Annotated in this window: 10 protein-coding genes; 6 read left to right on the top strand and 4 right to left on the bottom strand. The window is 74.8% G+C overall.

Annotation, left to right across the window (positions count from 1 at the left end):
* Together ACSNOK_RS02575 and ACSNOK_RS02570 are read left to right on the top strand one after the other, a co-directional pair.
* Positions 1-1,172 (top strand): pyridoxal phosphate-dependent aminotransferase (locus tag ACSNOK_RS02575; RefSeq protein WP_436778877.1); only part of this gene is annotated, 1,172 nt, incomplete at its 5' end.
* 79 nt (positions 1,173-1,251) lie between these two features.
* A complete protein-coding gene (locus tag ACSNOK_RS02570) occupies positions 1,252-2,310 on the top strand; it encodes an MBL fold metallo-hydrolase (RefSeq protein WP_436778876.1) in 1,059 nt (352 codons plus the stop codon).
* A gap of 99 nt (positions 2,311-2,409) precedes the next feature.
* Here ACSNOK_RS02570 and ACSNOK_RS02565 read toward each other — a convergent pair whose 3' ends face one another.
* Together ACSNOK_RS02565 and ACSNOK_RS02560 are read right to left on the bottom strand one after the other, a co-directional pair.
* Positions 2,410-5,895, bottom strand: a complete 3,486-nt coding sequence (locus tag ACSNOK_RS02565) for an ATP-binding protein (RefSeq protein WP_436778875.1) — start codon at positions 5,893-5,895, stop codon at positions 2,410-2,412.
* A gap of 184 nt (positions 5,896-6,079) precedes the next feature.
* Positions 6,080-6,607 carry a GNAT family N-acetyltransferase gene (locus tag ACSNOK_RS02560; RefSeq protein WP_436778874.1) on the bottom strand — a complete coding sequence of 176 codons (528 nt, stop codon included), beginning with the start codon at positions 6,605-6,607 and terminating at the stop codon, positions 6,080-6,082.
* Positions 6,608-6,723: 116 nt separating this feature from the next.
* Here ACSNOK_RS02560 and ACSNOK_RS02555 point away from each other — a divergent pair, with 116 nt between their 5' ends.
* On the top strand, positions 6,724-7,518 hold the full coding sequence (locus tag ACSNOK_RS02555; RefSeq protein WP_436778873.1) for an SGNH/GDSL hydrolase family protein: 795 nt from the start codon (positions 6,724-6,726) through the stop codon (positions 7,516-7,518).
* Between the two features lie 60 nt (positions 7,519-7,578).
* On the opposite strand, the gene ACSNOK_RS02550 is transcribed toward ACSNOK_RS02555, so the two are convergent.
* Complete coding sequence (locus ACSNOK_RS02550; RefSeq protein WP_436778872.1) at positions 7,579-8,424, bottom strand: SAM-dependent methyltransferase; 846 nt, start codon at positions 8,422-8,424, stop codon at positions 7,579-7,581.
* A 433-nt stretch (positions 8,425-8,857) separates the two neighbouring features.
* Here ACSNOK_RS02550 and ACSNOK_RS02545 point away from each other — a divergent pair, with 433 nt between their 5' ends.
* Positions 8,858-10,282 (top strand): amino acid permease, encoded by a 1,425-nt coding sequence (locus ACSNOK_RS02545; RefSeq protein WP_436778871.1) that lies wholly within the window; start codon positions 8,858-8,860, stop codon positions 10,280-10,282.
* Positions 10,283-10,497: 215 nt separating this feature from the next.
* Entirely contained in the window at positions 10,498-10,911 is a 414-nt protein-coding gene (locus tag ACSNOK_RS02540; protein ID WP_436778870.1) for a nuclear transport factor 2 family protein, read from the top strand.
* Here ACSNOK_RS02540 and ACSNOK_RS02535 read toward each other — a convergent pair.
* Complete coding sequence (locus ACSNOK_RS02535) at positions 10,901-11,707, bottom strand: helix-turn-helix domain-containing protein (RefSeq protein WP_436778869.1); 807 nt, start codon at positions 11,705-11,707, stop codon at positions 10,901-10,903. The genes ACSNOK_RS02540 and ACSNOK_RS02535 overlap by 11 nt on opposite strands.
* 125 nt (positions 11,708-11,832) lie before the next feature.
* Between ACSNOK_RS02535 and ACSNOK_RS02530 the strand changes: the two genes are divergently transcribed.
* Positions 11,833-12,138 (top strand): 4a-hydroxytetrahydrobiopterin dehydratase, encoded by a 306-nt coding sequence (locus tag ACSNOK_RS02530; RefSeq protein ID WP_436778868.1) that lies wholly within the window; start codon positions 11,833-11,835, stop codon positions 12,136-12,138.
* Positions 12,139-12,164: the final 26 nt, after the last annotated feature.

Below are 12,164 nucleotides of genomic sequence, written 5' to 3'. Positions count from 1 at the left end.
AGCGCGGTCTCCCCGTCCCGCCCGAACTGCGCGAACGGTTCGCCGAGGCCGCGCCCCGGACCGCGCCGGAACCCGTCGGCGGCGGTTCCGACCTCCGTACGGCGGCCTGCGGCTACTGGGCCCGCCGCGGGCTGGCCGCGGACCGGTCCGACGTCCTCGCCGCGCCCGGCGCCCAGCCGCTGCTGCTCGCCCTGTTCGCCTCCGCCGGCGGCGAGGTGCTGCTGACCCGCCCCTGCGCCCCCTGGTACGCGCCGCTCGCCCGGCTCGCCGGCCGCCTCGCCTACCACGTGCCCGTCACGGCCGAGGCCGGCGGTGTCCCCGACCCCGTCGCCCTGCTGGAGACCGTCCGCAGGATCCGCGCCGAGGGCGGCAGACCGCGCTTCCTCGTCCTGTCGGTCGCCGACGACACCACCGGCACGGTCGCCCCGCCGGAGCTCGTGCACGAGGTCTGCGAGGCCGCGGCGGGCGAGGAGCTGACCGTGGTCAGCGACGAGACGTGGCGCGACGCCCGCCACGACCCGCACGCCACCGTCTTCGTCGGACCCGCCGAGATGTACCCGGACCGCGTGGTGGTCCTCACCGAGCTCGCCGGGACCCTGCTGCCGGCCGCCTGGCCGGCCGCGTTCGCCCTGTTCCCGCGGTCCGGCCCCGGGCCCGTGCTGCGCGCCCGGGTGGAATCCGTCCTGGACGCGCTGCGCGCCGAACTCGCGCCGCCCCTGGCCGTCGCCGCCCGCTGGGCGCTCACCGAACCGCCCCCCGTCCGCGAACGCACCGCGGCCGCCGCGCGGCTGTACGGAACCATGGCCGCCGCCGCCCTGGAACGGATCACCGCGGCCGGGGCGCTCGCCCGCCCCGCGCAGGCGGGCTCCCACCTCTACGCCGACCTGGGCGAGCTGCGCACCGGCCTCGCCCGGCGGGCCGTCACGGACTCCGTCGAGCTGGAGGCCCACCTGAGCGCGGCGCTCGGCCACCCGGTCTGCGGCGGCCACCGCTTCGGGGACGACCCGGACGCCCTGCGCGTCCGGCTCTCCACCCTGCCGCTGCTCGGCGCCGGCGACGAACCCCGGCAGCGCGCCCTCGACTCCCCGGATCCGCCGGCCCTGCCGGAGGTCGCGGAGACGCTGGCCGGCCTGGAAGCGGCGTTCCGCGCCCTGGCCGGCACCGGCACCTGAGGTCCCCGACCCCCGTCGGCGAGCGTGCCGCCGCTCCCGCCCCGCGCCGGCACCCCGTCCCCCCGAACGGAGCCCTTCGATGACCGAGCAGACCGAGCGCCCCCTCTCGGAACCGCGCCCGACGGGGGAGATCCGCACCTGGCCGCGTTCCTTCGCCGACCGGCTCACCGCGCCGCTGCCGGGTGTCCGGGCGCTGGCCCGGCTCGCCCGCGAGGGGATGCTGCGGCCGGGCGCCGAGGCGCTGCGGCAGATCCCCGAGCTGCCCGTGGCGCCGGGCACGCCCGGCCCGCCCCCGGCCGTCGACGCTGCCACGGTCGCCGTCACCTGGGCCGGGCACGCCAGCTGGGTGGTCTCCATCGGCGGGCTCACCGTCCTCACCGACCCGGTGTGGTCTCGGCGGATCCTCGGCACCCCGCCCCGGATCACCCCCGTGGGCGTCCGCTGGGAAGACCTGCCCCGGGTGGACGCCGTCGTCATCAGCCACAACCACTACGACCACCTCGACGCCCCCACCCTCAAGAGACTCCCGCGCGACACCCACCTCCTGCTCCCCGCCGGCCTCGCCCGCTGGGCCCGGCGCCGCGGCTTCACCCGGGTCACCGAGCTGGACTGGTGGGAGGCCGTCGAGCTGCGGGGCGATGCCGGTCCCGTCCGCTTCGACTTCGTGCCGGCCCACCACTGGAGCAAACGGACGGTCACCGACACCTGCCGCTCGCTGTGGGGTGGCTGGGTGCTGACCGCACCGGACGGCCGGCGCGTCTACTTCGCCGGCGACACCGGCTACGGCCACTGGTTCGAACGCATCGGCGCCCGCTACCCCGGCATCGATCTGGCGCTGCTGCCGATCGGCGCGTACGCCCCGCGCTGGATGCTCGGGCCGGTCCACACGGACCCGGAGGAGGCCGTACGGGCCTGCCTGGACCTCGGCGCGCGGATCATGGCGCCCATGCACTGGGCCACCTTCCTGCTGTCGGCCGAACCGCCCATGGAGCCGCTGCGCCGCGTGCGGGCCGCGTGGCAGGCGGCGGGCCGGAACCGGGACGACCTGTGGGACCTGCCGGTCGGCGGCTCCCGGACGCTGCGGGGCGGCGGCGTGGGACCGGAGGGCGTACGGCGGGCTTGGGGCGCCACACCCTAAGGCCAGAGGCGGACGTGCTCCTCGCGGGGCCCGGGCTGCCACCCTCGAGGGACTCACCGACCCCCAGGGCCTGGAATCCCCGCCCCAGAGCCGCACCCCTCACCCCCGCGACCGAGTGGCCATCGCCTCCCAGAACCCGTGCAGCTCCCTGGCCCGCATCCCCGCCCAGTGCGGCGTCCGCCGGCGGAACGCCCCGGGGGAACGCCGCCGTATCCGGCCCCGCAGCAGGGCCTGCTGCTGCCGGCAGAAGGGCTCGCGCAGTTCCGCCCGCGGCCGGACGCCGCGCGGCGGGTACGGGCAGTACCGGAACGGACAGGTGGGCAGGCAGGTGGAGCCCGGCGCCGGGAGGGCGGAGGTGCCCGCCGTCAGCTCGGGGTGCAGGGGCCGCCGGTCCTGGGTGAGGCAGGGCGGAAGCGGGGCGCCCGGCTGCCGTGAGCGGCGGAATCGTTCCTCCACCTCGTCCGGCCGGCCGTCGCGTTCGATCAGGTTGGTCAGGACCAGGACGTCGGCGACCAGCCGCTGCGCGCGGGCGTCGAGGGTGCTCCAGCCGACCGAGGGCGGCAGCCACAGGTTGTGCTTGCGGTAGTGGCGGGGAGCGCAGGCGCGCGAACCGATGGTGTCGACGACGGCCTTCTCGTCGATCCACAGGAACCGCTCCGGGCGCCGCGTCTCCAGGGCGAGCGCCGCGAGGTCGCCGGCCTCGGCGACGAACGGGTGCAGGACCCGCCGCCCCGCCGCCCCGTCCGCCGGACCGCCCGCGCCGTCGGCGCCCTCCGGCGTGCCCGCCATCGACAGCCAGCGGCGCACCGTCTGCACCGCGGTGGTCGGCCGGGCGGCGGGCGGGCCTCCGTCGTCGTCCCCGCACTCCGGGTCCGCCGCCACGTCCGCCTCCGTCCCGTCGCGGGCGATGCTGTCCGGCAGCTTCCACAGGCAGAGCGCCTGCACCAGGGTGAGCTGCGCGTACCAGCACCGGGACTGCTGGAGGACCGTCTCCGCGTGCCGGATGAGCTCGCTGCGCCCGCCCTCGTACGCCAGCGGATGCCGCTTCCGCCGGTTCGCCGCGTACTTGAAGCCCTGGGCGAGCGCGTTCTCCAGCACCAGCGGCAGGTCGGGGCTTCCGCCGGTGTGCCGCGGGTCGAGGTGCCGCATCCACTTCACCAGCCGGTAGCGCGCCTCGTCGCGGTGGCCGTCGGAGACCGACCCGAGCAGCATCGGGACCATCCAGGCCCGGATGACGAACTCCCGCACCAGCTCCACCCGTTGCCGGCGGTAGCGGCGGTGGACGGCCTGCCGCTCGCGGTCGAGCCGGTCCCGCGCGGCGGCGTCCGAGCCCCGGCCGGCCGGCACGCCCCGCGCCGCGGCGGCCCAGGCGTCGTAGGCCCGCCGCCGCTCGGCCTTCAGCGCGCCCACCCGCGACCGGTACTCCTCCACCGGGTCGGAGTCGACGCCGACCCGGCGGCGGATCACGGCGAACGCCGCGTCGCCGCCGTCGCCGAACTCCTGGGCCGCCGCCAGCCGGACCGCGTGCGACGGCTCCTGCCGGGCCAGCTCGAAGAGCTGCTCGTACAGCGGGGTGGTGTCGGTCTTACCGGCCGCCGCGCGCAGGGCCGCGCCGAGCTGTTTGACCAGGCCCAGCTTGGCCTCCTCCAGCGTCCGGCCGTTCCCCCTGACGTCCTGCCAGCGCCTGTTCAGCGTGGCGGTGACGGTGTGCAGCAGCCGCGGCTCGCCCTCCACCGCGTCCATCTCCAGCGCGGCGGCGTACAGGTCGAGCGCCTTGGGGTCCGTCCGCCGGTCGGCGGCGGCCGAGAGCTGCCCGGCGAGCGACCGGCCGCTCAGCGGCGACCGCCGCCACAGCTCGTGCAGGTCGCGCCGGACGTCCGCGGCGAGACCGCCGCCGGTGCCCGCGAGCTCCGCCGCGCGCGCCCGGGAGAGCAGCACCAGCGCGATGAGCAGCTCCCGGCTGGGCCCGGGCGGCGACAGGGCCTGCTGGACGAGGGCGCCGGCGCGGCGCTCCCCGAGGCGGGCGAGCAGCCGGAAGCCGAGGTACGCCTGGATGACGCTGTGCGGGAAGCGGACCTTCCGCTCGAACCCCTCGACCAGGCCCAGCGCGTCCGCCCGGTTGACCGCCCGGGCCAGCGCGGCCTGGCACTGTCCGGTGTTCCCCGTCGTCAACTGCCGTCTCTCGTCGTCCCCGAGACCCTCGCGGAGGGCGTCCCAGAGCCGCTCGCGGTGCCACTCGGAGAAGGCGTCGCCGCGCTTGCCGTACCGGTCGAAGCGGCGGCCCGCCCACAGGTGCCCCGCCGTCGCCCCGGCCCGCCGGACGGGACCGGGGTGGACGTCCCGGTCCAGCAGGTCGGCGAACCCCACCTCCAGCTTGTCCTGGAGCAGCCCGGCGCAGGCCAGGGCGGAGACCGCTTCCAGAGTGTCCCGGCGCTCCCGCGCCGGCAGCCCGACGTGCTCCCGCAGCCGGCCCTCGACCAGCGCGTGGTACCAGGTCTCCAGCAGCCACAGCCGCAGCGTGGACCGGTCCCAGCTGCGGGTGTCGAGCCGGTGCGGGTCGTTGCGCGGCCGGTCGCGCTCCAGGCTGTGGTGGCGGTGCAGCTCCCGGGCGATCTGGAGGTAGAGGGGCGACTCGGTGGCCTCCGCCGTCTCCACGATCCAGTCGAGCCGGCGCTCGTCCGACTCGGCGGCGCGGTCCTCGACGAAGTGCAGCGCCTCCTCCTCGCTGAGCGGCTCCAGCTCGATGATCGCGGCATGGGTCCCCTCCAGCGGCGTGTGCGGCCGGGACGCGATGACCAGGGGGAGGCGTTCCTCGTGGGCGCGTTCGATGGCCCGGCGGATGATGTTGTCCCGGTCGTCCTGGAACCGCTCGCCCAGGACGGCCTCCTCCAGCCCGTCCGCGATCACCACCGGCTTGTCGTCCGCGAGCAGTTGCTGCCAGACGCGCTCGTTCTTGCTGCGGGCCAGGATGCCCTGCGGCGCCTCCTCCGCGAACCGGCGCCGGGCCAGCTTCTCGAAGTCCAGCTCGCCCTGGTCGGCCGTGTCCCGCAGCCGGACGGGCACGGGTACGGCGCCCTGCCGCGCCAGCATCTCGGTGAGCCGCACCAGCACCGCCGTCTTGCCCGTCCCCAACCCGCCGACCAGCAGGTACGGCCGCCGGGTGGCCCGGTCGCGCAGCCGTTCCGCGATGACCTGCGCCACCTCCTGGCGGCCGACGATCTCGGCGGTGTCGGGCCCCGCGGTGGGGACCAGCTCGTGCGGACGGCGCCGGGCCTTCGCCAGATAACGCCGCTTGGTCCAGCCGTACCAGCAGAACAGGAACGCGGCGGAGGCGATCCCGGCGGTCAGCACCGGGCCCACGAACCGGATCAGCGCGTCGAACCCCGCGTTCCCCTTGCGCCAGGTCTCGAACGGCGTGGTGTGCCCGGTGATCACGATGTACACGCCCTCCGCGCACCAGGCGGTCACCACCAGCGCGATCAGCAGGCAACAGGCCCGGAAGACGGCGGTGTACGAGTTCCACCGGCGCCACCGGCCCGGGCGGGGGGCGCCGTGACGGGCCTCGCGGCGGACGACCTGCGTCATGCTGCGTCTCCTCCCGGAGGGGTGGGGAGGTTCGCGAAGTGGCCGTGCGGAAGGCGGCGTTCATTTCACGGTAGGCACGGCCGGAACGCGACCGCAAGCGGGGCGGTGGACGGGCGCGTGAGGGTGTGGCCGGGCGCGCACTTCAGCCGTTCCGGGGGCCCTCTCCAGGGGGGGCCGGGGCCCCTCACGGCCGGGCCTCCAGCACGTACACCCGGACCGGCGCCCCGGACAGCGGGTGTCTCGTCTCCCGCTCACACCGCATCCCGAGCTTGCGCATGATGTGCTCCGAGGCGTCGTTGCCCACGGTGTGCACACTGACGATCCGGGCAAGCCCGCGGTCGCGCAGGGCGAAATCCAGCACCGCGCGGGCTCCTTCGGTGGCCAGCCCGCGTCCCCAGAAGGGCCGGCCGAGCCGCCATCCGATCTCCACGGCGGGCAGGATCTCCGGCAGATAACGCGGCACCGACAGGCCGACGAACCCGATCAGCCGCCGGTCCTCGCGCAGTTCCGCCGCGAAGAGGCCGATGCCCTGCTCCTCCCACTCCCGTTCCCAGGCGGCGATCCCCGCGGCCGTCTGGGAACGGTCCAGCACGGACCCGTCCCTGATCCACCGCATCACCTCCGGGTCGGCCTGGATGGCCGCCATCGGTTCGAGGTCGTCCTCGCGCCAGCGGCGCAGCGTCAGTCGCGGAGTGTGCAGGGTGATCGTCATGGGGGCATCCTGCCCACTACGACGCCCCTTAGAGGTGAATCGGGCCACGCTCAACCGCTCTTGGCGCACCTCGGAGTGGTAGGAACGGCGCACCGTCCACGAACCGGGGAGATCCTGTGCGTCCGACCTTCCGCGCCGCCCGCCTCGTCGCCGTCCTCGCCGCCGCCTCGTCCGTGCTGTGGTCCGCACCGCCGCCCGCCGCCGCCGGGCCGCCCCCGGCCTCGTACGCCGCCCTCGGCGACTCCTTCTCCTCCGGCGTCGGCGCCGGTCCCTACGACCCGACGGGCGGGCTCTGTCTCAGAAGCCCGCGCGCCTACGGCCCGTTGTGGGCCGCCGCGCACCGGACGCGCGACTTCCGGTTCCCCGCCTGCGCCGGGGCCACCAGCGACGACGTGCTGCGGAAGCAGACCGCCGTGCTCGACCCGGGCACCCGCCTCGTCACCCTGACACTCGGCGGCAACGACGTCGGCTACTCCCGGGTCATGCTGGCCTGCAGCCTCGGCGGACCCGGCACGTGCGACGGGGAGGCGGACCGGGCCGAGGCCGCCATGGACCACTCCCTGCCCCACCGGCTGGACGCCGCGTACCACGCGATCGCCCAACGGGCGCCCGGGGCACGCGTGGTGGTGCTGGGATACCCGCACCTCTTCGGCGGCTCCTCCTGCCTGGTCCCCTCCCCGCCGAACGCCCGGCGGATGGACGACGCGCTCGACCACCTGGACGCGGTGATCGCCGACCGCGCCCGCGCCGCGCGGTTCACCTACCTCGACCCCCGCCGGGCCTTCGCCGGGCACGGAGCCTGCTCCGGCGCCCCGTGGATCAACGGGGCGGGACCGCTGTTCTGGGAGTCGTACCACCCCAACGGTGGTGGGCAGCGGGGGTACTTCGGGGTTCTGGAGCACGGCCTCTGACCGGCGGTCGCGGTCCTGCCGTGGTCTCGGCGCGGCCGCGGCGTCATCACCGCCGCGGCGTCAGCGCGGACGCCGCGGCTTGGAGGCGACCACGATCGCGTAGCCGACCTCAGGCGTCTCGGTGAGCCGGTCCATGGCGTCGATCAGGGTACGGAGCTCCTCCCGCTCCTCCGGGGGCACCTCCGTCCCGTCCGTCCGGAGGGCCGCGCAGAGGGCGCGGAAGGTCTGCGGGACGCTGTGGTCCGACACGTCCGCCACGCTCTCGACGACCAGTCCGGCGTCGGCGAGCAGCGCTGGGTAGTCGGCGAGCGGCAGGATCGCGGCGATCCGGTTGAGCTCGCAGAAGGTGTCGAGGGCCCGGCGGCTCGCGGCCGGCAGGGGGGCGCGTTCGACCACGTTGGCGATCGCGAGCCGGGCCCCCGGCCGCAGCACGTCGTGGATCCGTCGCAGCACGTGCCGGGGGTCGGGCATGTGGAGCAGGGACTCGAACAGCCATGCGCCGTCGAAGGAGCCGGGCGGGAACGGGAGCTCCGCCGCGTCGGCGATCCGGAACGAGACGCGGTCGGCCAGGCCCTCGGCGTCCGCCGCGGCGGACGCCAGACGCACCTGCTCGCCGCTGAGCGTGATGCCGGTGACCGTGGCCCCTGTGGCGCGGGCGAGCCGGAGGGCGGGCCGGCCGGTGCCGCATCCGACGTCCAGGACGCTGTCGCCCGGGCGGACCTCCAGGGCGTCGGTCATCAGCCGGGTCATGTGGCCGGACGCCGCGGCGACGGAGGCGTCCTCGGACGGATCGGGCCAGTAGCCGAAGTGGATGCTGCCGCCGAGCAGCTCCGCGGTCCGTTCGCTGCGCCGGTCGTAGAGTTCCGCGATGGCCTGGGGCGTGACGTCCCGGAAACCACTGATCATGGTGGACCCCTCCTGCGGGTGGGCGGGCTGAGGGAACGGGCGGTGATCGACGGTCTTGATAAACGGTTTTGATCGACGGGCGTGAGCGACGGTTTTGATCGACGGGCGTGAGTGACCAGGTCTCGACGAATGCTGTCCGCGGAGACGCGGACGATCTCCCGAACGTTGCCCTCCGGGCCGGCGGCCGGACAGGAGGCGTCCGGCGAAACGGGACGCAAGCCGCGCACGAGCGGCCGTAACCGTCCGCCCGCCTGTTCGGAAGGGGGTGGACGAATCACGGCCGACGCCCCGCCCAGCTGGACCTTTTACGGCGAACGGCGGCCCCGCGCGGGACAAAAAAGAGCGATTTTGCGCCACGGTCCGCACTGGTCACCATGTGCTTCTGTCGCACAGATCTGCGACCTGCCCGCAGGATGAGAGGCGCACCACCCCCATGCACGAAACCGACGGCATCCCCGCGCGCCGTTTCGGCCTCCCCACGGCGATAGCGCTGGTCATGGGGAACATCATCGGCGGCGGCATCTTCCTGCTGCCCGCCTCCGTCGCCCCGTACGGCACCGTCAGCCTGCTCGCCTTCGGCGTGCTCACGGTGGGGGCGATCGCGCTCGCCCTGGTCTTCGGACGGCTCGCGGAGCGGCATCCGCGGACCGGCGGCCCGTACGTGTACGCGCGCGAGGCCTTCGGCGACTTCGCCGGATTCCTCTCCGCGTGGTCGTACTGGACCATGACCTGGGTCAGCAACGCCGCGCTGGCGGTGGCCGGCGTCGGCTACTTCCACGCGCTGACGGGCGGGAAGGGTTCCATGGGCTCCGACCTGGCCGTCGCCCTGCTGATGCTCTGGCTGCCGGCCCTGGCCAACCTCGCCGGCACCCGCTGGGTGGGGGCCGTCCAGCTGGTCTCCACGGTGCTCAAGTTCGTCCCGCTGCTGTTCGTGGCGGTCGTCGGGCTGTTCTACTTCGACCCGCACAACCTCGGCTCCTTCACCGAGGGCGGCGGGAACTGGGCCGGCGGCCTCACCGCGTCCGCCGCGATCCTGCTCTACAGCTACGTCGGCGTCGAGTCGGCAGCGATGAGCGCGGGCGAGGTCCGCGACCCGGAGCGCAACGTCGGCCGGGCGAGCGTACTCGGCACCATCGGCGCGGCCGTGGTCTACCTGCTCGGCACCCTCGCGGTCTTCGGCACCGTGCCGCACGGCACGCTCGTGAACTCCTCGGCGCCGTTCTCCGACGCCGTGAACGCCATGTTCGGCGGTGAGTGGGGCGGCACGCTGATCGCGGCCGCCGCCGTGATCTCCATCGTGGGCGCGCTCAACGGCTGGACGCTGATGAGCGCCCAGGCCCCGTACGCGGCGGCGAAGGACGGTCTGTTCCCGGCGGCGTTCGCGCGCAAGCGGCGCGGCGTGCCGACGGCGGGCGTGCTCGCCGCGTCCGTGCTGGCCACCCTGCTGACGGTGATCAACTACGTCTCGGGCGCGGGCGGGGTCTTCGAGATCCTCGTGCTGGTCACCACGTTCTCGGCGACCGTCCCGTACCTGCTGGCCGCCGCCGCCCAGGTGTACTTCCTGCTGACGGGCCGGCGCGACCGGGTGCACGCGGGCCGGCTGACCCGGGACATGGTGCTGGCGCTCGGCGCGTTCGCGTTCTCGTTCTGGCTCGTCGCGGGCGCCGGTTACAAGGCGGTCTACCAGGGCGTGCTCTTCCTCTTCGCGGGCGTCCTCGTCTACGTGTGGATGGCGGCCCGGCGGCCGTCCGAGCGGTCCGCAGCGGGGGACGCCGTGGACACCGAGGGCGCTGCGAATGCCGTGGACGCCGGGCCCGAGGTGTGCTCGGCCACGGCGGGGGCGGCCGTCAGGGGCTGAGCGTCGCGGGCTCCTTCCGGCCGCTGCCGGCCCGTTCCGACGCGTGAGGGCGCGCCTCGGTCCTGATGCCGGTGCCGCGGGGGAGCCCCGGCCGCTGCCGCTACCTCGGAGGTAATCGCCGCCGGCTCCGGCGCGCGGCAGGCTGTGGGCATGCCTCCGGACCCGGGCGCTCGGGTTCGGAGGCTCCCAAGCCCTTCAGCAGAGGAGAGCCCGCCATGTCCGTCCACGCGTCCGCCCCCACGGCCCCCGCCTCCGCCCCCGCGTCCGTTTACGAGACCGCCGTCATCCGTTACCTCGCCGCCTGGAACGCCGACGCGGCGTCCCTCGCCACGGCCGTCGCCGCCGCCTGGACCGAGGACGGCTCCTACACCGACCCGCTGGCCGCCGTCACCGGGCACGAGGGGATCGCCGCCGTGATAGCCGCGGCCCACGAGCGGTTCCCCGGCTTCGAGTTCCGGGGGACCGGAGCGGTGGACGGGCACCACGACACCGTCCGTTTCGGCTGGGAGCTGGTCTCCACCGCCGACGGCTCCGCGCCCGTCGCCGGCTTCGACGTGGCCGTGCTCGCCGAGGACGGCCGCATCCGCAGCGTCCTCGGGTTCCTCGACCGGGTGCCCGCTACGGCGTGAGGCCCCGCAGGTACGCGGCCGTCTCCGCGTCGGCGGGGAGGAAGGTCTCCAGCGCCAGCTCGGAGACGGTCACGTCCAGCGGGGTGTTGAAGGTGGCGATGGTGGAGACGAACGACAGCGTCCGGCCGTCGTGATCGATCACCATGGGCAGCGCGTAGGCGGCGCACCGGTCGCCCGCCCGCTCGTCGCCGCACGGATCCGGCAGCGGGAAGGACGTCACCTCGTCGTAGAGGGCCCGCAGCGGGGCGGACCGCATCAGGGAGAGCTGACGGTCCATCTGGTGCAGCAGATGGCAGCGCCACTCCATGAAGTTGCGGATGCGCGGGGCCATGCCACGGGGGTGCAGGGTCAGGCGCATCGCGTTCAGCGGCGGGACCAGCAGATCCTCGTCGACCCCTTCCAGCAGCGTGGTGATGCCCCGGTTGGCGGCCACCACCTGGTACGTGCCGTCGACGACCAGCGCCGGGAACGGCTCGTAGCCGCGCAGCAGGACGTCCAGGTTCTCGCGCACATCGCTCAGCACCGGATGGTCCAGCGACCGCTCCGGGTAGCGGGGGGCGTAACCCGCCGCCATGAGGAGGGTGTTCCGCTCCCGGAAGGGAACGTCCAGGTGGTCGGCGAGGCGCAGCACCATCTCCTCGCTCGGCCGGGACCGGCCCGTCTCGATGAAACTGATGTGCCGGGCCGAGGAGTCCGCCCGCAGGGCCAGCTCCAGCTGGCTGATGCGCCGGCGGTTCCGCCAGGAACGCAGGAGTTCCCCCACTTGCGGGACGGTCGAGGTAGCAGTAAGCGTCATGCGTGCGACCGTAACCCGCCGCCCTCCCGAGCCGACGGGAAACCGCCCCCGCCCCATGGGACGCTTGGGGTACCGGCGGTGCGCGGTGCGCCGACGAGGGGGTACGGGCGACGAGAGGAGCCGTCATGGCGGTGGAACCGCTGTCACAGCAAGACGTCGAGGAGCGCCTCCGGGAGCTCCCCGGCTGGACGACCGACGGGCTGCTGCTGCGCCGCACCTACACCTTCGCCGGACACCTTCCGGCGGCGGCGCTGGTGCTGCACATCGCGGTGATCCAGGAGGAATTGGGGCACCACGCCGAGGTCACGCTCGGGTACGACAGGGTCGGCGTCGCGGTCAACACGCACAGTGTGGGCGGCAAGGTGACCGGTCTGGACATCGAACTCGCGCGCAGGATCGAGGCGGTGGCCCCGGGGCACGGAGCGCGCTGACGGAGCCGCCTCGGCGCGCTGACGGA

Origin of the sequence: Streptomyces sp. URMC 126, assembly GCF_051386555.1 — a bacterium.
Lineage (GTDB): Bacteria > Actinomycetota > Actinomycetes > Streptomycetales > Streptomycetaceae > Streptomyces.
Note: the sequence above shows the minus strand (reverse complement) of the source record. Positions and strands in the feature narration are given on the sequence as shown.

Coding starts and splice junctions, on each gene's coding strand:
- ACSNOK_RS02560 (WP_436778874.1), bottom strand. CDS start 6,607: ATGACGATCACCCTGCACACTCCGCGACTGACGCTGCGCCGCTGGCGC.
- ACSNOK_RS02540 (WP_436778870.1), top strand. CDS start 10,498: ATGTCCGTCCACGCGTCCGCCCCCACGGCCCCCGCCTCCGCCCCCGCG.
- ACSNOK_RS02530 (WP_436778868.1), top strand. CDS start 11,833: ATGGCGGTGGAACCGCTGTCACAGCAAGACGTCGAGGAGCGCCTCCGG.
- ACSNOK_RS02570 (WP_436778876.1), top strand. CDS start 1,252: ATGACCGAGCAGACCGAGCGCCCCCTCTCGGAACCGCGCCCGACGGGG.
- ACSNOK_RS02545 (WP_436778871.1), top strand. CDS start 8,858: ATGCACGAAACCGACGGCATCCCCGCGCGCCGTTTCGGCCTCCCCACG.
- ACSNOK_RS02535 (WP_436778869.1), bottom strand. CDS start 11,707: ATGACGCTTACTGCTACCTCGACCGTCCCGCAAGTGGGGGAACTCCTG.
- ACSNOK_RS02550 (WP_436778872.1), bottom strand. CDS start 8,424: ATGATCAGTGGTTTCCGGGACGTCACGCCCCAGGCCATCGCGGAACTC.
- ACSNOK_RS02565 (WP_436778875.1), bottom strand. CDS start 5,895: ATGACGCAGGTCGTCCGCCGCGAGGCCCGTCACGGCGCCCCCCGCCCG.